We start from the raw sequence: 23,350 nt of genomic DNA on the forward strand, positions 1-23,350 counted from the left end.
CAGGCCCCGCCGCGCCCTAATCCTCTGTCATCGCCGCTGCGACCTATGGTATGGATCGTATCCGTCGAACCGCACGAGGCGCCGATTGTCGGGCATTTCACTCTACACGCTGTCGGTCTGGGTGCTGCCGCTCGTCATCGCGATCACCTTTCACGAAGCCGCGCACGGATTTGTCGCGCACCGGCTGGGTGACAACACCGCCTGGCAGCTCGGCCGCGTCAGCTTCAATCCGCTGAAACATATCGATCCCTTCGGTACCGTGATGTTGCCGGGGATTCTGCTGCTGTCGCACGCGCCGTTCCTGTTCGGCTACGCAAAGCCGGTACCGGTGAATTTCCGCAACCTGAGCCATCCCCGCATCGACATGGTCTGGGTGGCGCTCGCCGGCCCCGCCACCAACATCCTGCTGGCGCTGGCCGCGGCATTGGCATTTCACGGGCTCGGCCTGGTCCCGGCCAACGGCGCCCAGTGGGTCGCCGACAACCTGCAGAACGCGCTTATCATCAATGTCATTCTCGCGGTGTTCAACATGCTGCCGATCCCGCCGCTGGATGGCGGACGGGTCGCGGTTGGTCTGTTGCCGAACGTCCTGGCAGCCCCCCTCGCCCGGCTGGAACCTTATGGGCTGCTGATCCTGATCGGGGTCCTCCTCCTGCTTCCGATGCTCGGCAGCCAGCTCGGACTCAATCTTGACGTGATCTCCACCATCGTGAGAACAGTCACCGGATATGTGATACAGTTTCTTCTGCTGGTCACGGGCAATACATAAAAGCAGTTGCGAGGGGCGTAGTCAGTTGATCAAAGCACAGGACAAAATGATTGCGAGGCGCGCCGACACCAAGGCGCGCGCCGACTTCGCAACCTGGAAAATGATGACGAAACTGAACGGCTCGTCATCGCTGCCCACGGAGGCCCTGGCATTCCTTTCGAGTTACAAGGGTTTTCTCGAAACGATGCCCGAGACGGAAGCGAGCGAGACTACCATCGGTCTGATCTACAACGCCTACTACGCGGAGATGGGCGGCACCGGCACGCCGCCGGACATCAAGTCGGTGCCAAAAGACCCGATCGTGGAACTCGATAATGTCACCGCCTTCAAGCGTCCCGCACCGCAACAAGAACAGGGCAAAAATTCCGGGACGAAACCACGCCAGCGTTTGCCCGTCGCACTGATCTTCGTCCTGCTCGCTGCAATCTATGTCGGCATCCGGTACTATTTTTTCCGATAACGCGCGCAGCCTCCCGACAGCCGGGACAACGTCAGCGACAACAACGGCGTCAGCCCTTGTTCTTGACCCGGAAGACCACCGGCAGGGTAAAGCTCAATCCCTCGTCCGCGATCAGCGGCGGCGGCGGCGGCACCGGATCGGACCGGTGCAACATGGCCAGCGCGGCCTGGTCGAAGACCGCATCGCCCGATCCCTTCACGATCGAGGCCGAAACGATATGGCCGAGACGGTCGAGCACGAAGTTGACGAGAATTTCCGCACTCTTCTGTGAGCGTTCGGGCGGATAGCGCTTGTGCTTGTCGAGGTGCGCGACCAGTTCCTTCTGCCATGTGGCGCGGATGCGGCGGGCGCTCGCGCCGGTGCCTTGCTGCGGCGCGACCGAACGCTCCGACTCCGGCGCATGTTCGACGCTCGGCATCGCGGTCGCCTCCGCGGCTACCGATTCCTGCGAGGCGGACGTCTGCACCGCCGCCTTCTCGGGATCGTCATCCACCGGCTTCTTCGATTCGTTTTCGGTGACGATCCGATCCGGATCCTCAGCCTCCGTCGGCGTGTCCTTGGGCAGATCGGTCTCCTTCACCACCGCCTTCTGCTCGGCAAGCGCGGGTGAAGCGACAGATGCGTCGGTGTCCGGTCCGGGCGGAAGGTCGGTCGCCTCGCGATGCGGCGAAGCCAGATCGAGCCCGATCTCGATCGCCGGCGCGCCGAGATCGTCTTCGGCCTCGTCGGACTGCATGTGAGCCATCGCCAGCGCAACGCAACCGATGTGGATCGTAAGCGCAGCGACCGCGGAGAAAACCCACAAGCGGCGGGACGGCGGAGGCTCTGCGATGATCTCAGACATGGTTCAAGGCTTTGCGGGAGCGGTGGCCGCGGCCGGAACGGACTGGGCGTCCGGAACGCCTTCGAGCGCCACCAGCTTGATTTTCGTGAAGCCGCCTGCGCGCAGGATCTCCAGCACGTCCATCAGGTCGCCGTAAGGCACCGCGCGATCCGCCCGCAGGAAGATGAAACTGTCCTTGGTCATGTTCGGCGTGCTGTCGAGCGTCCGGACCAGATCGACCCGCTTCACGAGCGTTTCGCCGATCGCAACCGCAAGATCGGCCTTGATGCTCACATAGGTCGGCTTGTCCGGTTTCTTCTGCGGCGTCGCGCTCGACGTCGGCAGGTTGACCGGAAGATCGACGGTCGACAGCGGCGCGGCCACCATGAAGATGATCAGCAGAACCAGGATGACGTCGATGAACGGCGTGACGTTGATCTCGTGCGCTTCGGCGTAATCCTCGTCGTCGTCAAAGCCGCCTTCTGCAATCGATGCGCCCATCGCCTACTCCGCCGCGCGCGAATGCGCTGCGCCGAGGGACCCGCCGTGGGTCCGGTCCAGGTCGCGCGACAGCAATCGTCCGGACGACCCGGATGCGCGGCTGACCAGTTCGATGTAGCCCCGCGTCACGCGCGCGAAATAATTGTAGATGATGACCGCCGGGATCGCCGCGACGAGGCCGAGCGCGGTCGCGAGCAGCGCTTCGGCGATGCCGGGCGCGACCACGGCGAGGTTTGTGGTCTGCGCCTTGGAAATCCCGATGAAGCTGTTCATGATGCCCCAGACGGTGCCGAACAGGCCGACGAAAGGCGACGTCGCACCGATGGTCGCAAGCAGGCCCATTCCGAGCCGGATACGCCGCGACTCCGCGCGGACGATTTCGGCGAAACTCGACGCCGCCCGTTCCTTGATGCCGGCGTCGCTGGAGATTCCGGCCGACAGCCGCGCCTCGCGCATGGCTGCCCCCAGCAAGGACGCCAGCACGCTGTTTTTGTCGCCGAGCGCCATCTGCGCTTCCGCCAGCGAGCGCGACTCGCTGATCTGTGCCAGCGCCGCGCCGAGGTTGCGCCGCGCAAGCGACAGCTCGACCATTTTTGCGATGAAGATCGTCCAGGTCACCAGCGAGGCAAACGCAAGACCGATCATCACGAACTTGACCAGCACGTCCGCCGACAGAAACATCGACCACGGCGACAGTTCGTGAGGCGTTGTCTCCGCCTTCAGCGGGTTGATGGCCGTCGCACCCGAAGCGGGCGCGGCATCGGCGGCAGTCGGCGGTGATATGCTGGGGGGCGGCGGTAAGGCCGTCTGGACCGGCGGCTGAATCTGGGCCGACGGTGGCGGCCCGGCGGTCTTGTTCTGCTGTGCGGCCACGGGTGACGCCAGCGACGCAAACGTCAACGCAGCCGCCATCGGTAGAATTCTTAGAATGATTCTAAACATTGCGGCTACTCATACCTCCGCCCAGTAGCGGATGAGATTGTGATAGATGCCCGTCAATTTGACCGTTTCAGGATCATCGCGGCCAAGACGTTCAACAAGATTTTGAATCGCCGTGTCCAGGTCGAAGATCAGGCTGCGCGCGTGGTCATCCCGTACCATGCTCTGCAGCCAGAAAAAAGACGCAACCCGGACACCGCGGGTCACCGGCGTCACCAGATGCAGGCTTGATGCCGGATAGAGCACCAAATCGCCCGCCGGCAGCTTGATTTCATGCGAACCATAGTTGTCTTCAACTACCAGTTCGCCGCCGTCGTAATCGTCCGGTTCCGATAAAAACAACGTGACCGACAGGTCGGTGCGAATTCGCAAGCCGGTCAAACGATCGCCCCGCACGGCATTGTCGACGTGAACGCCGAAATGATGTCCGTCGGACGCGACGTAGCGGTTGAACAGGGGTGGAAAAATCTGCAGCGGAATCGCCGCCGAGATGAACCGCGGATTTGCCGTCAGCGCCGAGATGATCCGGTTGCCGAGCGTCCGCGCCACCTCGCTGTCCGGGGGCAACTGCTCGTTCTTCTTGACCAGCGCCGATTGGGCGCCCGCCGTGGAACGACCGTCCTCCCATTCGGCGGCGTCCATGACGCGGCGGAAATCCGCCACGTCATCCTTGGTCAATACGCCGGGGACGCAGATCAGCATGTGTCCGCATCCCGAACGTGGATCGATCAGTAACGAGCTGACAGCGTCAGATAGGCGACACGGCCCGGCGCGACGAACACGAACGGCGTGGCGCTCTGATACAAGGCATCATAGATGAGCTGGTTAGTGATGTTGTTGACGGCGAGCTTCACCTTCCAGTTCGGATTGATCTTCACTTCGGTGAAGGCGTCAAAGCGCCAGTAGTCAGGCAGTGACGTCCCCTGGTTGGCCGCGAGCAACGTGCCGCCGTAGATCTTCGAGCGGTATGTGGCCTGCGCGCCGACCTCCCAGATATCCGTCACCTGATACTTGGTGAGGATGTTGAAGGACTGATGCGCGATGTTGGCGAGCGGCAGGCCCACATTGCTCGCGTAAAGCAGCGGCTGCGCCGAAGGAGCGAGCGACTTCGTCACTTCCGACTGCATCAGCACGATGCCGCCGAACACACTCCATTTGTCGGTGATCTTGCCGGCGGCTTCGATGTCGATGCCGCGAATCCAATAGGCCGCGCCTGCCGTGATGCAGGACACCGTACCGGTGCTGCCTGCCGGATAGGGACACGTTGGCGTGGCCGCTCCAGCACTTGCTATGTTCTGCGACTCGCGCGCGTTATCCTTCCAAGTCTGGAACAGCGACGCCTGGACCAGAAGATGGCGGTCGAACAGCTCCCACTTGGTGCCAACTTCGGCGGCGCGATTCTTCTCAGGCCCGAAGATCTGGTTCGAATTGCCGTTCAAAACGGGTGCAAGTCCGCCATACGTCGCGCTGGTGCCGTCGAACTCGGCGCCGACCGGATTGGCGGACGTCGCATAGGCGGCATAAAGGCTGACATAGGGGAGCGGCTTCACCACCGCGCCGAAATTGTAATTGGTCAGGCCGGAGTCGAGCGACTGGGTGCCGAACGTGTTCGCAACGCCGTTCACCGTGCCGTAGCCGCTGGTGCCGATGTGGTAGTCGTCGTAACGGATGCCGGCGTTCAGAATGATGAAATCGTTATAGTTGGCGGTATCGAGCAGATAGACGCTCTTGGTGTCGATATTGATCTTTGTCGGGCGACCCGTCAGCGACGGATCCGTGCCGAACGGAAGATTGGTGTATTGCGGGTTGAAAATATTGACGCCCGTCAACGAGCCGCTCCCGCTGAAACCACCTGGCAGTGCCTCCGAACTCAGGCCCGCATACTTGTCGATGCTCGACCTTTCGGCGGAGATTTCCACGCCGGCAACCGCGGTATGGTGCCACAATCCGGTGCCGAACTTGTAGGCTGCCTCGGTCTGGTTGGCGAAGACATTGGTCGGCTGAAAGCGGCTCTGCGGATTGGCGCTGAGCGTCCAGTTAGCGGGGTTCGGATCGGTCACCTTCGGACCTTCCGGCAGCGTCCCGATATAGTCCAGGATCGAGTGCTGCACGCGCGTCTTGTTGGTGACCATGAGGTCGGGCGTGATATGGGCTTCCAGGTTCAGCGTGCCGATGTCCTGCCTGTAGGACTGGTAGTCGCGATTGAGGAAGCCGTACCAGGTGTTGCGGTTGAGGCCGAATTGCGGGAACGGTCCGCCTGCGGTCGAGGTATATTGTGTCCCCGAAAGCGCGCTCGCCGGCCGGTAATACGGCACGCCGAAATCGGGCAAGCCGTGAAGATCGGTGTGGATGTAGTTGGCCTGGACCTTGATCGCGTCGATCGGCTTCCAGGTCACCGCAAGGAAACCGCCGCCGCGATCGTCCGTGATGTATTTTCGGCCCGCGATGTCTGCGTCCTGGAACAGACCCCCGGCGCGAACGGCTAGTGTCGGACTGATGACCTGGTTGACGTCGAGCACCACCCGCTTGGTCTGGTCGGTGCCGAAGATCGTATCCATGTTGTAGAAGTTGCCTTCGGTATTGGCCTGCTTGGTGACGATGTTGATTGCGCCACCAGTGGTGCCGCGGCCGGCGAAGGACGAGCCCGGCCCGCGCAAGATTTCTACCTGCTCGGTGAAGAAGTTCTCGCGAACGCTGACGCCCGGATCGCGAACGCCGTCGATGAAAACGTCGTTTCGCGCATCGAAGCCGCGGATGAAGAAGCGATCGCCGAAAGCGTTGCCGCCCTCGCCCGTTCCGAGCGTGACGCCGGCGGTGGTGCGCGCCACATCCTTGAGCAAGGTGGCGCTCTTGTCCGCGAGCACTTCCTTGCTGAGAACCGTGACCGTCTTCGGCGTGTTCAGCAGCGGCTCGGGAAATTTGCCAGACGCCTGCAGGTGATCAACCTTATAGGGCGCGGCCGCATCGGCGTAGGGATTACGATCCGCCGCGAGGTTGCCGGCGTTGGGAAACGGCACCGGAGCGACGTGCGCGGGTTGGGCGCGCCGCGCCGCACGGCGCAATGCAGTGCGCGCCCGGACGTGGTCCGCGGTGGGCTTCGGCGCGGCGCGATGCGGACGGGCGACCGGGGCATCGATCGTCACCGGCGGGAGGCTGGATTGCTGCGCTTCGGCTGGCGAGAAGGAGGCGGCCGCGATGAGGCCTGCAACGGCGGATACCTTGCCGACGGAATTGACCTCCAGCGACCTGTCAATCGACCCGGCCGCGACGACAGTCCGCAACGACCTCGGCACCCTTGCATTGCTCATGAAACGTTCCCCCAATTGGTAACAGGTCAATGCGCGTGATTGACGCTGCGGTCATTTACCGCATGGGGAGCACTATCGATCAACATTTTGAGGGTCAACGCGTTTCGGCGAGCCGGTACTGCTTAGTTTTTTGAATCTATCTAAATCATAGCGATTCTAAATTACCTGACCAATCCGTCGCAGGACTTTGCACCCAATTCTCTTGACTGCGTTATATTTGAAACAATTCTAACTGCCGGAGCGCCATAATCATCAGGTGACGCTCGGAGGCTTCATCAGCGACAGCATTTCATCGACGGTCTTTTGCGCAACGCTTCTGATGCGATCGGTATCGTCCGTCCCGGCGATATTGACCTGCCGCACCACGGCTTTGATCTCGTCGCGGAAATCGGTCAGGAAACGAAGCGGATCCGGAGAGTTGTTGGCCACGTGCGCGATCAAACCGGTAATCATGATCTGGCAGGCCATCATCCGGCCGTTCAGTTCGTCCATCGTAGACCCCTATTTGTTCGTGCATCCCGGCTTTGCGTCCGGTTTGCAATGGGCTGATATGGGAGAAGCGATATTCAGTGACAACTGACAACTTGATCGGCGCCGTCCCGTGAGGCGCAACGTTTCGGCTGACGTCCCGTGCGCAGCCGTTATTTGCTCGCGGCATCGCCCGGCTTTTCAGAGCCCTTGTCGTCGGAGACACTCTTAATACGGTGCTTGAGGGCCCGAAGGGTCTCGAGACTCGTTTCGACCGTCTCCTCTGGAATTCCCTGCAGGACATCCGCGGCGATGGAGTCGCGGAGGCTGTCCAGATCGTCGACGAGCCGGCGCCCTGCCCCGGTCAGAAACAAACGGTTGGCGCGACGGTCCCGAGGATCGGGCCGGCGCTCCAGGAAGCCGTGATCGACCAGCCGGTCGAGCAGCCGCACCAGCGAAATCGGCTGCAATTCCAGGACGTCGGCCAGATCGACTTGCGACAGGCCTTCCTTTTGACGGAGCTGGAACAGCACAATCCACTGTGCCCGCGTGGTCCCGCAGCCTTTGGCGCGCAGGTCGATATAATTGCGCAGCAGGCGTGAGCTTTCGATCAATTGCGAGACGAACTGGCGTTTGCGATCGAGAGACATCAGCAGCGCACTGGCCTTAAAGGTTTCCGATTGTTTAGAATTATCAAAGGATGGTGTGTTTACACATTATATGCATGCATCTATCTACGGCTAATCGGACAATTTTTGAAGTCCGGATTTTTCAACGCGAGCCCCCATGTCACGGTCGCGAATCCTCGGTTGGACCTCCCTCGTCGCGGTGATCGCCCTGGCGGGTGGCTATGCGCTGTGGCAGCACGGCGCGGGAAAGCATAAAGGTGCCGATCACACCAGCGCCGCGAACGCGCGCGCGATTCCGGTCAAGATCGCGACCGTTCGAAAAAGCGATTTCCCGGTCTATCTGACCGGGCTCGGGACCGTTCAGGGTTTCAATACCGTCGTGGTCCGCACGCGGGTCGACGGCCAGATCGACCGGATCGCCTTCAAGGAAGGCCAATTGGTCGAGAAAGGCGATCTGCTCGCCCATATCGATCCGCGGCCATTTCAGGCGGCCCTCGATCAAGCCAAGGCCAAGAAGGCGCAGGATGAAGCCAATCGCGCCAATGCCAATCTCGACTTGCAGCGTTATACCAAGCTCGGCGAGTTCGCGACCCGACAACAGACCGATACCCAGCGCTCCACCGTGCAGCAACTCACCGCGCAGATCGCGGCGGATGACGCCGCGATCGCCAACGCGCAAACCCAGCTCGATTACACCAACATCCGCGCGCCGATCGCAGGCGTCACCGGCTTCCGTCAGGTGGATCAGGGCAACATCGTCAACGCCTCGACGCAGACCGGCATCGTCACCATCGCGCAGATCGAGCCGATCGCCGTGGTTTTCACCGCGCCGGAAGAGCAGCTTCCGCAGATCAAGGACGCCCTCGCCGCCGGATCACCGAAAACAATCGCCTACTCCACCGACGGCAAGCGGGTTCTTTCCGAAGGTACGCTGACGCTGATCAACAATCAGGTCGACACCACCAGCGGAACCATTCGCCTCAAGGCGGTTTTCCAGAACAAGGATCACGTCCTGTGGCCTGGGCAGTCGGTTTCGACCCGCCTGCTTGTGTCCACGGTGAAGGATGCCGTCGTGGTTCCCGACGACGCCGTCAAGCACGGAACCGACGGGCTTTATGCCTACGCCGTCAATCAGGACAACAAGGCCGAGTTTCGCAAGATCAAGGCCGGCCAGTCGATTGACGGCGAAACCGTGATCGAGAACGGCCTGACACCCGGAGAACGTGTTATAGTTGCTGGACAATATCGGGTTGAGCCGGGATCGGCCGTGACCACGACAGTCGCGGACTCCGAACCGTCCGACGGCAAAACCCGTTAGTCCGGAAGCTCGCGTCGTGGTTGCTGGGGGACATGCGAACTTCGGGATCAGGACATTAGAATGAACGGCAGCATTTCCGCACCGTTTATCAGGTACCCCATCGCAACCTCGTTGCTGATGGCGGGCATTCTGTTTGTCGGACTGGTGGCGTTCCCGCTGCTGCCGGTCGCGCCGCTGCCGCAGGTCGATTTCCCCACCATCCAGGTCCAGGCGAACCTGCCCGGCGCAAGTCCCGAAACCATGGCGTCGTCGGTGGCGCAGCCGCTTGAGCGGCAAATGGCGCAGATTCCCGGCATCGCGCAGATGACGTCGACCAGTTCGATCGGATCGACCTCGATCACGATCCAGTTCGATCTCAACCGCAATATCGACGGCGCCGCCAACGACGTTCAGGGCGCCATCAACGCCGCCGGCGGCCAGTTGCCGAAAAACCTGCCGAGTCCGCCGACCTATCGCAAGGTCAATCCGGCCGACTCGCCCATCATGCTGCTGTCGGCGACATCCGACACCCTGCCCCTGACCACGGTGAGCGACGACACCGACGCGCAGATGGCGCAGCAGATCAGCCAGATCGCCGGCGTTGCGCAGGTGTTCGTCGGCGGCCAGCAGAAACCCGCGATCCGTATCCAGATCGATCCTGCGAAGCTCGTGGCCAAGGGATTGTCACTGGAGGACATCCGCAGCCAGATCACCATGACGACGGTCGACAGCCCGAAAGGCAGCATCGACGGCGGGACGCGCAGCTACACCATTTATGCCAACGACCAGTTGACCGCGTCGAAGGACTGGAACGACGTCATCATCGCCTACCGCAACGGCGGGCCGCTGCGCATCCGCGATATCGGCCGGGCGGTGTCCGGCCCCGAGGACAACAAGCGGGCGGCGTGGGCGAACGGCGAGCGCGGCGTGTTCCTGGTCATTTTCAAGCAGCCCGGCGCCAACGTCATCGACACCGTCGACCGGATCAAGGCGGAACTGCCGAAACTGATCGCAGCGATCCCGCCGGCGATCAAGATCAACATCATCAGCGACCGCACGACCACCATCCGCGCCGCCGTCGAAGACGTGCAGATCACCCTGCTCATCACCATCGTCCTCGTCGTGATGGTGATCTTCCTGTTCCTGAGAAGCTTCTGGGCAACCATCATTCCGAGCGTTACCGTGCCGCTGGCGCTGCTCGGCGCATGCGCGCTGATGTGGCCATTCGGCTATTCGCTCGACAATCTCTCGCTGATGGCGCTGACGATTTCGGTCGGCTTCGTCGTCGACGACGCCATCGTCATGCTGGAAAACATAAGTCGCTACATCGAGCAAGGCGAAACGCCGATGGCGGCGGCATTGAAAGGCGCGGGCGAGATCGGCTTCACCATCATGTCGATCAGTATTTCGCTGGTCGCGGTGCTGATCCCGCTATTGCTGATGGGCGGCATCATCGGACGTCTGTTCCGCGAATTCGCGGTGACGCTGGCGATGGCGATCTTCGTGTCGCTTGTCGTGTCGCTGACGCTGACGCCGATGATGGCGTCGCGCTTCCTGCGAAACCAGCACGACGTCCGGCATGGCAAGCTCTATCAGCTCAGCGAACGCGGCTTCGACGCTATGCTCGACGCCTATCGCCGCGGTCTGGACCTCGTGCTGCGCTGGCGGCGCACCACGCTTCTGGTGTTCTTCGTGACGCTGGCCCTGTCGATCTACCTGTTCGTCATCATCCCGAAGGGCTTCTTCCCGCAGCAGGACAACGGCATGATCCTCGGCACCTCCGAGGCGGCGCAGGACATCTCCTTCGACGAAATGAAGCGGAAGCAGGAGGAACTGGGACAGATCGTGATGTCCGATCCCGCCGTCGCCAGCATCGCCATGTTCATCGGCGGCGGCGGCAGCGCGCTCAACAACGGCCGCATGTACGTCACGCTGAAACCGCGCAGCGAGCGCGACGCCTCGGCGCAGCAGATCATCGCGCGGCTGCGGCCCAAGCTCGACAAGGTCGAAGGCGCGCGGCAGTTTCTTCAGGCGGCGCAGGACGTCCGGCTCGGCGGGCGCGCCACCCGCACGCAGTTCGAGTTTACGCTACAGGATGCCAATCTCGACGAATTGAACACCTGGGCGCCGAAGGTGCTGAGCAAGCTGCAGACGCTGCCGCAACTGCGCGACGTCGCCACCGACCAGCAGACCAACGGCACCACGCTGACGCTCACGGTGGATCGCGACGCCGCCTCGCGTTACGGCATTGCGCCGCAACTCATCGACGACACGCTCTATGACGCGTTCGGCCAGCGGCAGGTCGCGCAGTACTTCACCCAGCTCAACAGCTATCACGTGATCCTCGAGATCCTTCCCGAGTTACAGGGCAAGGTCGATACGCTGAACAAGATCTATGTGAAGTCGCCGCTCACCGGCGAACAGGTGCCGCTCTCGGTGTTCGCCAAGTGGACGACCGTGCCGGTGCGGCCGCTGTCGATCAGCCATCAGGGCCAGTTTCCGGCGATCACCATCAGCTTCAATCTCGCGCAGGGCGTGGCGCTGGGACAGGCCACCGACGCCGTGCAGAACGCCATGCGCCAGCTCGGCACGCCGGCTACTCTCAGCGGCAGCTTCCAGGGCACCGCGCAAGCCTTCCAGCAATCGCTCGGCACCGTGCCGCTGTTGATCCTCGCCGCGCTCGTCGTGGTCTATCTGATCCTCGGCATTCTCTACGAAAGCTACATCCACCCGATCACCATCCTGTCGACGCTGCCGTCGGCGGGCGTCGGCGCGCTCGCGACGCTGATGCTGTTCGGTTACGATTTCAGCCTGATCGCGCTGATCGGCATCATCCTGCTGATCGGCATCGTGAAGAAGAACGGCATCATGATGGTCGACTTCGCGATCGCGGCCGAACGCGAGGAGCACCTGTCGCCGGAGCAATCGATCCGCAAGGCCGCCCTGCTCCGCTTCCGCCCGATCATGATGACGACCATGGCCGCGATGCTCGGCGGTGTGCCGCTGATGCTCGGCACCGGTACCGGCGCGGAAATCCGCCAGCCGCTCGGCTACGCCATGGTCGGGGGATTGGCGGTCAGCCAGGTGCTGACGCTGTTCACCACGCCGGTGGTCTATCTCTACCTCGACCAGTTCTCCAACTGGCTGTCCGGTTGGGGCCGAGGAGATGCCGGGAGCGATCGAAACGTGCCCGGAGGCGCCGCGATCAACGAAGCGGCCGAATAGCGCGCGGATCAGAAGCCGACGCCAGCGGCTTCGAATTTGCGGGCGCCAGCGCGCGCGCCGCTTCAACCTTGTCAGCCAGCCCAGGATCGCTTTCCGCTTCGAAACGATTTCCGTGGTTGAGCCGCCCTCAAATCCGGAACGATGCGAGCAACGCTTTCTGTGCCTGACTGGCATAACGCTCTTTGTGTCGTAAAACAAAGAAGGAGCGCCGCGGAAGCTCGATCCTGACGCGATGAAGCGTTCCGGCTTTCAGCGATTGCGTCACGACGAGATCCGATATCGCGGTTGCACAATCGCCCGACTCGACGGCCACGCGCACGGCCTCGTTCGACGGCAGCTCGAGCCTGATTGTAAGGTCCGAGATATTCAGCCCAAATTTTCCAAGTGCGGCCTCGAACATCGATCGCGTGCCGGAGCCGGGCTCCCGCAAGATCCAGCCCGTGGCTGTCAGGCTTTCCGGTGCAATCCTGGTCTGACTGACCCAGGGATGCTTCATGCCGACGACGACGATCAACGAGTCCCCCTCAATCTTCCGAACCTCCAGTAAAGGGTCACTGGTCTCGCCTTCGACAAATCCGAGGTCTGCAACGCCATCATGAACAGCTTGAGTCACCTGTTCCGTGTTTGCGATCGCGATTTGAAGGTGAATGCCTGGGTAGACCATTTGAAATTGTTGGATGCGCGCGGACAACCAGTAATTCGCCACGGTCTGGCTGGCTGCGATCGTCAACGATCCACGTTTCAGACCGGCCAAATCATTCAGGACTTGCTCCGCCGTTTCGGCGCGGGCCACGACGGCACGCGCTTCGTAAAGAAAATCGCGTCCCGTTTGTGTCAGCACGATGCCACGTCCGACGCGATCGAACAGCTTTATGCCGTAACGCGTCTCCAGCGATGCGATGGCGGCGCTCGTTGCCGATTGCGACAAATTCAGCGAGCCCGCGGCTCGCGTGACGTGTTGCTTTTCCGCGACGGCAATGAAGATGCGCAATTGTTCCAGTGTCATGGAGCGCTACCTGACGGCAGGCACGTTGAAGGATTTGTCGGAGCCGTGGCCTTCAATGCACCTGCGCTTGACGTTGTGAAATCATTTGATACGGCTCGATCACCAATCACGTCGACATCGTCCGCAACAGCAAAGGTCGGTTTACTACACGACACCGTGCCGCGAATCCAAGCGGCATGACGGTTAGCCGCTCGCCTCCCCACTTATCGATAGCATCGATTGGAACGATGAAAACTATGAGTTGGATCGCGTGATCGAGAAGGTTCTATTTTGGTCCACGGGTCTGGGGGATCAACAAGATGATCAAGCATTACGGCGCGCCGATCGACGAGGTCGACGTGAGTAAGGTCGCTGACTGCTTGGCGCAGACTTATTGACAGCTCGATATCATAGCCTGACGGAGCGCAACATGCAGGAAGCCGGATCGGCAGCAGCGATCTGCAATACCAAACCGACTCGCGAAGGCTCGGATGGCGCGAGAAAAACAGCGTGGCTCGTCGTTGCGATCATCGTAATCGCGATGGCGCTTCGGCCTGGCATCGCGTCCATTGGTCCGGTTCTGCCACTCATCAGTCGAGAGTTTTCGCTTTCGCATGCAACTGCATCGTTGCTGACGACCATCCCGACATTACTGATGGGGCTACTGGCGCTGCCAACCCCGTGGTTGGCGCGGCAACTTGGAAAAAATGAGTTATTGCTTGGGTCACTCGTGCTGCTGTTTATCTCGATGGTAGCGCGCACGTTCGTCTCGGACGTCACGCTGCTGTTGCTGACCACGGTGGGCGTGGGGGCTGGAATCGCGATAGCGGGGACGCTGTTCGCCGGGATCATCAAGGCCCGATTTCCGACGAACATCGCCATGATGATGAGCATCTATACGACCTCGCTCGCGGGCAGCACGACGATCTCCGCCGCCGCGACCGGCCCGATTGCGGCGATTGCGGACGCAAACGGATCAAGCGGATGGCGGATCGGAACAGGTATCTGGAGTCCTGTCGCGTTGATTGCGATTTTCGCGGCACTTGGAATCCTCATGCGGGAACGGCGAGAACTGGCCGGAGCTACGGCCAAGGCCATCACGGCTGTACGATTACCGCTCAGGAATTCAACCGCGTGGCTCGTGGCGCTTTTCTTTGCTTGCGACAATTTTCTGTTCTTCGCGTTCCTGGCATGGACTTCTCCGATGTACCGGGAGCATGGCCTGTCCGCGTCATCTGCGGGTCTCGTGCTTGCAACCTTCACGGTGGTTTTCACGGTTGCGATGCCGGTGCTCGGTTTATTGAGCCGGGCGCATGACCGACGGGCGTGGCTCGCGGTCTGTGCGGCGCTCTCGGGCATGGGGACTCTCGGGATGGCATTGGTGCCATCACTGCCTCACATCTCGATTGCCATCGCTGCATTTGGTGTGGGCGGCGGCTTTACGCTCGCAATGACCTTGCCGCTCGATAACGCGCATAGCGCGGACGAAGCGAATACCTGGAATGCATTCATGATGACCGTCGGTTACCTGCTCGCCGCCACTGGACCTTTGCTCGTCGGTTTGCTGCGAGATGTCACCGGCACCTTCCAAGCTCCAACCTGGCTTTTGTTCGCGGTAGCGCTCGGGATGTTCCTCCTAACCCCGTTCCTCGCTCCGCGTCGTCACGCCTTACCAGGCTCATAATAAGCTCGCCCGAAATACGACAAGCGGCAGGCGTCGCAGCCATGGGAAGCGAAAAACCATGGATGACCCGCCGCCGCAGGCACCGCCCGATGCCATTCGAGCCCTTGTTGTGGACCATTGTGACGGACCACCGCGGTTTTTCGAAAGCCGCGGGTTCGACGTCTTTGATCTGCGAGGAGAGAATAGAGGCTGGCTGGGGAACTAGGATTCGAACCTAGACAAACAGAGTCAGAGTCTGTTGTGCTACCGTTACACCATTCCCCAAGTTTCTGTAATGCCTGCAAGGCGTTACAGATACGGCCGAGGCTCAAAGCGGGCGCGACCGAAACGTGGTCGTTCTACCCGCTCGTTCCCTCTCTTGGCAAGCGCGCGGATGGGATCGAACCCATTTCTTCTGATCGGCGGGCAGCTTATTGCGCAGCGGCTTCCGACCGCACATCTATTTCGGGGGCGAATCCCACCCGAACTTCCGACAGCAACCTCCACCACCGGCAATCCCCGCCGGCGCTGCAGCCTCCCCCTAGCGGTTAATGAACCGCTAATTTCCGCGGGCGGAGCCACATCCGGGCGGCTCGCGCCCTCAAAGCCCATTCTCCAATGATATCAGCACGTCGCACCGAACTGCGCAACGCACATCGCAGATCCGTCATGCTGTCCGAGAGGTTCCGGGTTTAACCGTTTTGACAATAACTGCATGCGACAGTCGGGGTCGACAGCACAAGAATTGTGATCAGCAAAATGCTTCATACGACCTCCGCCAGTTCGTTCGGACGCGTGATCTCGGTACGCGGATCGCAGGCGCGCGTCGGCATTCTGAAGACCAGCCGGATGTCCGCCGCCGCAGTGCGCGCCACGGTGGGGCGATCCGTCAGTCTGCGCAGCAGCGCGACCTCCACGATCGTTGCCATGATCACCGAGGTCTCCTGCGAGAATCTGCCGTCCTCGGACGAGTTCATGGCAAGCGCCTCAGTCGACCTGCTGGGCGAAATCTTCGACAGCTCCGGTTCCTGCCCCCGATTCCAGCGCGGCGTCACCAACTATCCGGCGATCGACGACCCGGCAGAACTGATCACGAACCAGGAACTGCGCACCATCTACACACCCAACGGAGCGGATCAGATCGACATCGGCACGCTGCAGCAGGACAAGTCCGTCATAGCCTATGTCGACATCGAGGAAATGCTCAGCAAGCACTTCGCTGTGCTCGGCTCAACCGGCGTCGGCAAGTCGAGCGGCGTTTCGCTGCTCATCAACGAAATCCTGAAATCGCGGCCCAGTCTCCGCATCTTCCTGCTCGACGTTCACAACGAGTACGGCAGGTGTTTTGGCGAGCGCTCGATCGTACTCAACCCGCGCAATCTGAAATTGCCGTTCTGGCTCTTCAATTTCGAGGAAATCGTCGACGTCCTGTTCGCAGGTCGGCCCGGCGTGCCGGAAGAACTCGACATCCTCGCCGAGGTGATCCCGATCGCGAAGGGAATCTATACGCAATATCAGCACGCCGACCGTGTCGGCCTCAAGCGCGTCGATCCCAAGAGCGTCGGCTTCACTGCCGATACGCCGGTGCCCTATCGCCTGGTCGACATGATCTCGCTGATCGACGAGCGCATGGGCAAACTCGAGAACCGCTCGTCGCGCATCGTCTACCACAAGCTGATCTCGCGCATCGAAACCGTGCGCAACGATCCCCGCTACGCCTTCATGTTCGACAATGCGAACGTCGGCGGCGATACGATGGCCGAGGTCGTCAGCCTGCTGTTCCGCCTGCCCGCCAACGGCAAGCCGATGACCATCATGCAGCTTGCGGGCTTCCCCGCCGAGGTCGTCGATTCCGTGGTGTCGGTGCTCTGCCGCATGGCATTCGACTTCGGCCTGTGGAGCGACGGCGTCTCGCCGCTGCTGTTCGTCTGCGAAGAAGCCCACCGCTATGCGTCGGCCGACCGCAGCATCGGCTTCGGCCCGACGCGCAAGGCGATTTCCCGCATCGCCAAGGAAGGCCGCAAGTACGGCGTCTATCTCGGCCTCGTGACGCAGCGCCCGGCTGAACTCGATGCCACCATCATTTCCCAGTGCAACACGCTGTTCACGATGCGGCTCGCCAACGAGCGCGACCAGGCGCTGCTGCGTTCGGCCGTCTCGGATGCGGCGGCGAACCTGCTCTCGTTCGTGCCATCGCTCGGAACCCGCGAGGTGCTGGCCTTCGGCGAAGGCGTCGCGCTCCCCACCCGTCTGCGTTTCAAGGAAGTTCCGACGCATCAGTTGCCGCGCAGCGAGGCGACGATTTCGACCGTACCGTCGAGCGCCCCCGGCCATGACGCGCAGTTCGTCGACGCCGTTCTGGAACGCTGGCGGGGCGCGACCTCGCATCGCGACGCACCCAACGATATCGGCTCCGCGGAAAAGCCGGTCCCACGCATGTTGGACGCACCGATGCTGCAGCCGTCGCTCGGCCTCGATCCCGACCGCTTCACGCTCCTGAAAAGGCCGTTGCGGTAGAGCGGAGATTAAGGGCAGGTCCGCGCTGCTCCGGATGAAAAGCGAAGCGCTTTTGCATCGCCACCGACAAGCCTCGCTTTCGGGTCGGACAGTCATCCTCTATGATCCGCATCTGGATCGAACAGGACGGACCTGATGACGTCGCCAGCCGCCGGACGTTTCCCGATACCCGATCTCGCCACGCTGCCTGACGACATCCGCGCGCGGATTCTGGCGGTGCAGGAGAAGTCCGGCTTCGTTCCCAACGTCTTCCTGACGCTGGCCTATCGACCCGATGAATTCCGCGCATTTTTCGCCTACCACGATGCGCTCATGGAGAAAGATGGCGGGCTGACCAAAGCCGAACGCGAAATGATCGTGGTCGCCACCAGCATCGCCAATCAATGTCAGTACTGCGTCGTGGCTCACGGCGCGATCCTTCGCATCCGCGCCAGGAATCCACAGATCGCCGACCAGATCGCTGCGAATTATCGCAAGGCAGACATCACGCCGCGTCAGAAAGCGATGCTCGATTTCGCGCTGAAGGTCAGCGCCGAGGCGCACAAGGTCAATGACGCGGACTTTGGGAGACTTGCCGATCACGGCTTCACGAACGACGACGTCTGGGACATCGCCGCCATCGCCGCGTTTTTCGCGCTGTCGAACCGGATGGCGAACGTCACCGACATGCGCCCCAACGATGAGTTTTATCTGATGGGCCGGTTGCCAAAGCCACCCGAACCGGCCTGATTGGATCGGACGAAAGGGCTGCGGGGCCGGGTTGTCCCCCTCGCTCCTGGTGACTTTCCATGTGAGGATCGCGCGCAATGTGCTAAGATCGCGCCGGATTCTGCGGAACTGTAACCGATGGGAAAACAGCGACCCAAAATCTCCGACGACGAGCAGGTCGTGATCCCGTTCCGGCCGCGCCGCTCTGCAGGATTGCCCGACCGGCGAAAGCCGGCAAATTCCGCCGACCAGCACCACTTCGCCGACTTCCCCGATCGTCCCCACCATCAACCTCCTTCCGAACAACCGGACGACTTCCGCCACCGGATGCTCGCAAATATGGCTGCGTTCGCCTTCACGATCGCATTGACCGCAGTGGGACTGTGGCTGGCCGTGAACATCGCCGCTTTGCGCGGCGTTGGGACCCTGCCCTGAGTGGGACTTCGGGATTGCGCCGCTAGTGCAACGTCCGCAAGATGCAAACCAGAATCGGACCACTGGAGCACCCTGATTCGGCTGCGGAATACGGCGTGGCGAGAGGCCCGCGCCATTGAACTCGGGACAGCGCTCCGATATATGGGCACTCGACTCCGCGCGATGGGCTGGCCGTTGCGGAGCCGGCGCCGCCGTCGAACGCCGGTACGACATTTATCTCTAAACTATCAAAGGCTTAAAGATGTCTTCCACATTCGATCGGGTCGCCACCATCATCGCGGAAACCTGCGACATTCCACGCGATACGATCACGCCCGAGAGCCACGCCATCGACGACCTGGGGATCGACAGCCTGGATTTCCTCGACATCGCCTTTGCGATCGACAAGGCGTTCGGCATCAAGCTGCCGCTGGAGAAGTGGACTCAGGAGGTCAATGACGGCAAGGCGACCACCGAGCAATACTTCGTCCTGAAAAATCTCAGCGCGCGCATCGACGAGCTGGTCGCCGCCAAGGGCGCCTAATCGCGCGGCCATGGATTTCGCATACTTTCACCTGATCGACCGCATTGCCGACCTCGATATAGGCAGGAAAACGATCGCGGTTGAGGCCCAGGTGCCTCAGCAGAGTACGATCTTCGAGGGTCACTTCCCCGGATATCCGCTGATGCCGGGCGTTCTGCTGATCGAGTCGATGGCACAGGCGTCGGGCTGGTTGCTGATCGCGCTGATGAAGTTCGAGCGCATGCCATTCCTCGCCGCGGTCAAGGAAGCCAAAATGCGAACGTTTGTGACTCCCGGCGAACTCCTGAGCGTCGAGGCGAGTGTCGTTCACGAAGGGTCCGGCTACGCCGTGACCCAGGCCAAAGTCAGCGTCGGCGGCAAAACGCGGTGCAACGCGACAATCACGTTCGGCATCGCCGCCTTCCCGAACGCGGATTTGCGCGGGCATATGGAAGCCATGGCCAATCGCATCGGATTTCCGCAACAGACGATCTCGCATGGCTGAGACATCATCGCATTCAAAGCCTATCGAAGCCTGGATCACCGGCATCGGCCTTGCCACCTCGCTTGGCGAGGGTCTCGACGCGCATTGGGACGCGCTGAACCAGCGCCGCATCAACGCCGACGAGAAGGGCTTCGCGCCTTACGTCGTTCATCCGCTGGCGCCCGTCAACTTCGACGCGCAGATCCCGAAAAAGGGCGACCAGCGCCAGATGGAAGCCTGGCAACGCATTGGCACATACGCCGCCGGCCTGGCGCTCGATTCCGCCGGCGTCAAAGGTAACACGGATATCCTATCGCGAATGGACATGATCGTCGCCGCCGGCGGAGGCGAACGCGACCTCGTCGTCGACGCCGGTATTCTGAACGCCGAAACCAAGGGCAACGTCGCACCCGGCTTTCTCAACGAACGGCTGATGAACGAGTTGAGACCGACGCTCTTTTTGGCGCAGCTGTCCAACCTTCTCGCCGGCAACATCGCCATCGTCCACGGCGTGACCGGCTCGTCGCGCACGTTCATGGGCGAAGAAGCCGCCGGCGTCGACGCGGTGCGCATCGCGCTGGCTCGTATCGCCGCCGGCCAGAGCGACATCGCGCTGGTCGGCGCGGCTCACAATGGCGAGCGCAAGGACCTGCTCCTCCTCTACGAATTCGGCGACTTCAACCTGAAAGAAAAATTCGCGCCGGTCTGGATGCGTGAGCAGAGCAGCGGTTTCGCGCTCGGATCCGGCGGCGCTTTCCTGGTGATCGAATCCCGCGCTCATGCCGAGGCCCGCGGCGCGAAGCCGTTTGCGCGCCTGACCAGCATCGTCGCAGACCATGCACGGCGCAAACACTCCGGCGACGTCACCTCGACGCTGGAATCATTGTGGTCCAAGCTCGGCAGCCCCACGAAGGCGACCGCGATCATTACCGGCGCCACCGGCGCCGAGCCGGTCACCTCCGAAGAGCGCGCCTTCCTTCGCGCTCATTCCGACATCCCGGTCCGCGCGACCGGAACGATGTTCGGTCACACCCTGGAAGCGCAGTTCCCGCTCGGACTGGCCGTCGCCGCGTTGTCGCTGTCGCGAGGCGCGCTGTTTGCGCCGGACAATTCATCGGATCAGGAGATTGATATGGCTTCGCCGCCGGCCCAGATTGTCGTGATCGGAGCCGGACACTGGCGCGGCGAAGGCATGGCGCTGGTCGAAGCGATCCGCTGAACCGGGCTGGAGCACGATTCCGAAAAGTGGAAACCGGTTTCGGATAAGATCATGCTCGATCAAAAGGATAAGGGTAGAGTCTGATTCAGCAGATTCTGGCGTTTGACGGGGGAAACCATGACCGCAATGCGCGACAAATCCGGCAGGCCCGTCGTCGTCGTCACGGGCATGGGCGTCGTGACGTCTCTCGGCGCTGGTAAAGCCGACAACTGGGCCAGGCTTTGCGCAGGTGAATCCGGCATCAGGACCATCACGCGCTTCCCGACCGAAGGCCTCAGAACTACGATGGCCGGCACCGTCGATTTCGTCCCGGTCGAGCCGTTCTCGTCGACCGATCTTTCCGAGCGGCTCGCGAACATTGTGACCGAGGAAGCCGTCGCGCAGGCGGGCATCGGCCGCGCCGGCGATTTTCCAGGCCCGCTGTTTCTCGCAGTCGCTCCGGTTGAACTCGAATGGCCGCAGCGTCACGAACTCGGCCGCGTCATCGGTACGGATACCGAAATCGACTACGACCAGATGCTGCGGGTCAGCGGCGGCGGCGCGTTCAAGAAGTATCACCGCCGCTTCCTGTTTGGCTCCGTCGCCGATCATCTCGCCGAAACCTTCGGGACCAAGGGCTCGCCCATCTCGCTCTCGACGGCCTGCGCGTCGGGAGCAACCGCGATCCAGCTCGGCGTCGAAGCGATCCGTCGCGGCGAAGCGGACGCCGCGCTGTGCGTCGCAACCGACGGCTCGGTCAATCCCGAAGCGCTGATCCGGTTCTCGCTGCTGTCGGCGCTATCGACGCACAACGATCCTCCGCACACTGCGGTCCGGCCATTTTCCAAAAACCGCGACGGCTTCGTGATGGCCGAGGGCGCCGGCGCGCTGGTTCTCGAAAGCTATGAAGCAGCGACCGCGCGCGGCGCGAAGATCCTCGGCATCATGGCAGGGTGCGGCGAACTGGCGGACTCTTTCCACCGCACGCGGTCGAGTCCCGACGGCAAGCCGATCATCGGATGCGTCCGCAATGCGCTGACGGATGCCGGCGTGACCATCGAGCAGATCGACTATATCAATGCGCACGGCACCGGCACGCCGGAAAACGACAAGATGGAATATCTCGGCATCTCGTCCGTGTTCGGCGAGCGCGCCAAGCAGATCCCGGTTTCGTCGAACAAATCCATGGTCGGCCACACCCTCTCGGCAGCGGGAGCCGTCGAAGCGGTGTTCTCGCTCCTGACGCTCGAGCATCAGCGCATTCCGCCGACCATCAACTATGACGTGCCGGACCCGGCGATCCCGTTCGATGTCGTTCCCAACGCGGCGCGCGATGCGCGCGTCACCACAGTCATGTCGAACTCGTTCGGCTTCGGCGGCCAGAACGCGTCGCTGATCCTGACGCGCGAACCCGTCTGACGGCGACGTGTCGACGCGCCGGAGAAGCCGACCGATGTGCGGCACAATCACTGTCCGCCTCTGATGCGACGCCTCCTGCTTCGAACCCGCGCGCGACTGCGCGACGCGATCAAACCGGTGGGCGCAGCCACGATCGGCGCGCTGACGATCGCCATGTTGCGCACGACGCGTTATTTCGATCCGATCAAGACGGCGAACCTGTTCGGCCGCATCACGCAGAAGATCGGACCGATGCTGCGCGAGCAGAAGATCGGTCGCGCCAACCTCAGCGCGGCGTTTCCCGACAAGTCGCCGGAGGAGATCGAGACCATACTCGCTGGGGTGTGGGACAATCTCGGACGCATCGGCGCGGAGTTCGCCCATCTCGATCGCGTCTGGACATTCGATCCCGACCGTCCCGATCAAAGCCGGGTCGAAATCGGGCCGCGCACCCGCGAACTGTTCCACAAGCTGCGGCTCGACGGCAAGCCGGCGTTGATCTTCGCAAGCCATCTCGGCAACTGGGAACTCCCGGCCGTCGCCGCCGTCGCGCACGGACTCGACGCGGCGGTGCTGTACCGCAGGCCCAACATCGCATCGGCCGATCGCGTGATCGAGCAGATGCGCTCGGTCAACATGGGCACGCTGATCCCGGCCGGCCGCGACGCACCGTTCAAGCTGGCACACGCGCTGCAAAACGGCCAGCACGTCGCCATGCTGGTCGACCAGTATCTGACCAACGGCGTTGACGTCACGTTCTTCGGGCGCAAGACCAAGGCCAATCCGATGCTGGCGCGTCTGTTGCGGCAGATCGAGTGCCCGATTCACGGCGTGCGGATCATCCGCCTGCCCGGCCATCGCTTCCGCGCCGAATTGTCCGAGGAGATCGCGCCCGTGCGCGATGTGGACGGCGACATCGACGTGCAGGGCACGATGCAGGCTGTCACCTCGGTGATCGAAGGCTGGATCCGCGAATATCCGGATCAATGGCTGTGGCTGCACCGCCGCTGGCGGTAGAGCGTCTCACATTTGAACAGAGAG

22 protein-coding genes and 1 tRNA gene are annotated in these 23,350 nt (G+C 61.9%); 13 read left to right on the forward strand and 10 right to left on the reverse strand.

Annotated features, from left to right (window positions below; genetic code table 11):
* Nucleotides 1–85: 85 nt before the first annotated feature.
* Both ACS3WB_RS06380 and ACS3WB_RS06385 read left to right on the forward strand, forming a co-directional pair.
* Entirely contained in the window at nucleotides 86–769 is a 684-nt protein-coding gene (locus ACS3WB_RS06380; RefSeq protein ID WP_438274730.1) for a site-2 protease family protein, read from the forward strand.
* Nucleotides 770–815: 46 nt separating this feature from the next.
* Nucleotides 816–1,229 (forward strand): hypothetical protein, encoded by a 414-nt coding sequence (locus ACS3WB_RS06385; RefSeq protein WP_438274731.1) that lies wholly within the window; start codon nucleotides 816–818, stop codon nucleotides 1,227–1,229.
* A 49-nt stretch (nucleotides 1,230–1,278) separates the two neighbouring features.
* Here ACS3WB_RS06385 and ACS3WB_RS06390 read toward each other — a convergent pair whose 3' ends face one another.
* From ACS3WB_RS06390 to ACS3WB_RS06420, 7 genes are all read right to left on the reverse strand, one after another.
* Nucleotides 1,279–2,073: a TonB family protein gene (locus ACS3WB_RS06390; protein ID WP_438274732.1), complete on the reverse strand. Its 795-nt coding sequence runs from the start codon at nucleotides 2,071–2,073 to the stop codon at nucleotides 1,279–1,281.
* A gap of 3 nt (nucleotides 2,074–2,076) precedes the next feature.
* Nucleotides 2,077–2,553, reverse strand: coding sequence for a TonB system transport protein ExbD (exbD, locus tag ACS3WB_RS06395; RefSeq protein WP_438274733.1), 477 nt, complete (start codon nucleotides 2,551–2,553; stop codon nucleotides 2,077–2,079).
* Between the two features lie 3 nt (nucleotides 2,554–2,556).
* Nucleotides 2,557–3,495 carry a tonB-system energizer ExbB gene (gene exbB / locus ACS3WB_RS06400; RefSeq protein ID WP_438274734.1) on the reverse strand — a complete coding sequence of 313 codons (939 nt, stop codon included), beginning with the start codon at nucleotides 3,493–3,495 and terminating at the stop codon, nucleotides 2,557–2,559.
* 9 nt (nucleotides 3,496–3,504) lie between these two features.
* Nucleotides 3,505–4,194, reverse strand: coding sequence for a Fe2+-dependent dioxygenase (locus ACS3WB_RS06405; protein ID WP_438274735.1), 690 nt, complete (start codon nucleotides 4,192–4,194; stop codon nucleotides 3,505–3,507).
* A gap of 26 nt (nucleotides 4,195–4,220) precedes the next feature.
* On the reverse strand, nucleotides 4,221–6,800 hold the full coding sequence (locus ACS3WB_RS06410) for a TonB-dependent receptor (RefSeq protein WP_438274736.1): 2,580 nt from the start codon (nucleotides 6,798–6,800) through the stop codon (nucleotides 4,221–4,223).
* A 252-nt stretch (nucleotides 6,801–7,052) separates the two neighbouring features.
* Nucleotides 7,053–7,292, reverse strand: a complete 240-nt coding sequence (locus tag ACS3WB_RS06415) for a hypothetical protein (protein ID WP_438274737.1) — start codon at nucleotides 7,290–7,292, stop codon at nucleotides 7,053–7,055.
* Between the two features lie 149 nt (nucleotides 7,293–7,441).
* Entirely contained in the window at nucleotides 7,442–7,918 is a 477-nt protein-coding gene (locus ACS3WB_RS06420; protein WP_438274738.1) for a MarR family winged helix-turn-helix transcriptional regulator, read from the reverse strand.
* A 136-nt stretch (nucleotides 7,919–8,054) separates the two neighbouring features.
* Here ACS3WB_RS06420 and ACS3WB_RS06425 point away from each other — a divergent pair, with 136 nt between their 5' ends.
* Nucleotides 8,055–9,215 carry an efflux RND transporter periplasmic adaptor subunit gene (locus ACS3WB_RS06425; RefSeq protein ID WP_438274739.1) on the forward strand — a complete coding sequence of 387 codons (1,161 nt, stop codon included), beginning with the start codon at nucleotides 8,055–8,057 and terminating at the stop codon, nucleotides 9,213–9,215.
* A 60-nt stretch (nucleotides 9,216–9,275) separates the two neighbouring features.
* Nucleotides 9,276–12,419, forward strand: coding sequence for a multidrug efflux RND transporter permease subunit (locus tag ACS3WB_RS06430; protein WP_438274740.1), 3,144 nt, complete (start codon nucleotides 9,276–9,278; stop codon nucleotides 12,417–12,419).
* Between the two features lie 127 nt (nucleotides 12,420–12,546).
* Here ACS3WB_RS06430 and ACS3WB_RS06435 read toward each other — a convergent pair whose 3' ends face one another.
* On the reverse strand, nucleotides 12,547–13,425 hold the full coding sequence (locus tag ACS3WB_RS06435) for a LysR family transcriptional regulator (RefSeq protein ID WP_438274741.1): 879 nt from the start codon (nucleotides 13,423–13,425) through the stop codon (nucleotides 12,547–12,549).
* A 409-nt stretch (nucleotides 13,426–13,834) separates the two neighbouring features.
* Here ACS3WB_RS06435 and ACS3WB_RS06440 point away from each other — a divergent pair, with 409 nt between their 5' ends.
* Nucleotides 13,835–15,088 carry an MFS transporter gene (locus ACS3WB_RS06440; protein ID WP_438274742.1) on the forward strand — a complete coding sequence of 418 codons (1,254 nt, stop codon included), beginning with the start codon at nucleotides 13,835–13,837 and terminating at the stop codon, nucleotides 15,086–15,088.
* 190 nt (nucleotides 15,089–15,278) lie between these two features.
* Here the strand turns inward: ACS3WB_RS06440 and ACS3WB_RS06445 are convergent.
* Nucleotides 15,279–15,352 (reverse strand) — tRNA-Gln (locus tag ACS3WB_RS06445).
* Nucleotides 15,353–15,831: 479 nt separating this feature from the next.
* Nucleotides 15,832–16,044 carry a hypothetical protein gene (locus ACS3WB_RS06450; RefSeq protein WP_438274743.1) on the reverse strand — a complete coding sequence of 71 codons (213 nt, stop codon included), beginning with the start codon at nucleotides 16,042–16,044 and terminating at the stop codon, nucleotides 15,832–15,834.
* On the opposite strand from ACS3WB_RS06450, the gene ACS3WB_RS06455 reads away from it, so the two are divergent.
* The 8 genes from ACS3WB_RS06455 to ACS3WB_RS06490 all read left to right on the forward strand — a co-directional run bounded on the left by ACS3WB_RS06455 (nucleotide 16,043) and on the right by ACS3WB_RS06490 (nucleotide 23,326).
* On the forward strand, nucleotides 16,043–17,584 hold the full coding sequence (locus ACS3WB_RS06455; RefSeq protein WP_438274744.1) for an ATP-binding protein: 1,542 nt from the start codon (nucleotides 16,043–16,045) through the stop codon (nucleotides 17,582–17,584). The genes ACS3WB_RS06450 and ACS3WB_RS06455 overlap by 2 nt on opposite strands.
* Before the next feature lie 135 nt (nucleotides 17,585–17,719).
* Complete coding sequence (locus tag ACS3WB_RS06460; protein ID WP_438274745.1) at nucleotides 17,720–18,313, forward strand: peroxidase-related enzyme; 594 nt, start codon at nucleotides 17,720–17,722, stop codon at nucleotides 18,311–18,313.
* A gap of 117 nt (nucleotides 18,314–18,430) precedes the next feature.
* Nucleotides 18,431–18,727 carry a hypothetical protein gene (locus tag ACS3WB_RS06465; RefSeq protein WP_438274746.1) on the forward strand — a complete coding sequence of 99 codons (297 nt, stop codon included), beginning with the start codon at nucleotides 18,431–18,433 and terminating at the stop codon, nucleotides 18,725–18,727.
* Nucleotides 18,728–18,968: 241 nt separating this feature from the next.
* On the forward strand, nucleotides 18,969–19,250 hold the full coding sequence (locus ACS3WB_RS06470) for an acyl carrier protein (protein WP_011510017.1): 282 nt from the start codon (nucleotides 18,969–18,971) through the stop codon (nucleotides 19,248–19,250).
* A gap of 10 nt (nucleotides 19,251–19,260) precedes the next feature.
* Nucleotides 19,261–19,734: a 3-hydroxyacyl-ACP dehydratase FabZ family protein gene (locus ACS3WB_RS06475; RefSeq protein ID WP_438274747.1), complete on the forward strand. Its 474-nt coding sequence runs from the start codon at nucleotides 19,261–19,263 to the stop codon at nucleotides 19,732–19,734.
* Nucleotides 19,727–20,932, forward strand: a complete 1,206-nt coding sequence (locus ACS3WB_RS06480; protein WP_438274748.1) for a beta-ketoacyl-ACP synthase — start codon at nucleotides 19,727–19,729, stop codon at nucleotides 20,930–20,932. The genes ACS3WB_RS06475 and ACS3WB_RS06480 overlap by 8 nt, the downstream gene beginning before the upstream one ends.
* A gap of 117 nt (nucleotides 20,933–21,049) precedes the next feature.
* Complete coding sequence (locus tag ACS3WB_RS06485) at nucleotides 21,050–22,330, forward strand: beta-ketoacyl-ACP synthase (RefSeq protein WP_438274749.1); 1,281 nt, start codon at nucleotides 21,050–21,052, stop codon at nucleotides 22,328–22,330.
* Between the two features lie 63 nt (nucleotides 22,331–22,393).
* Nucleotides 22,394–23,326: a lipid A biosynthesis lauroyl acyltransferase gene (locus ACS3WB_RS06490; protein ID WP_438274750.1), complete on the forward strand. Its 933-nt coding sequence runs from the start codon at nucleotides 22,394–22,396 to the stop codon at nucleotides 23,324–23,326.
* The last annotated feature ends 24 nt before the right edge of the window (nucleotides 23,327–23,350 follow it).

The sequence above is a fragment of the Nitrobacter sp. genome (assembly GCF_051535215.1).
Lineage (GTDB): Bacteria > Pseudomonadota > Alphaproteobacteria > Rhizobiales > Xanthobacteraceae > Nitrobacter.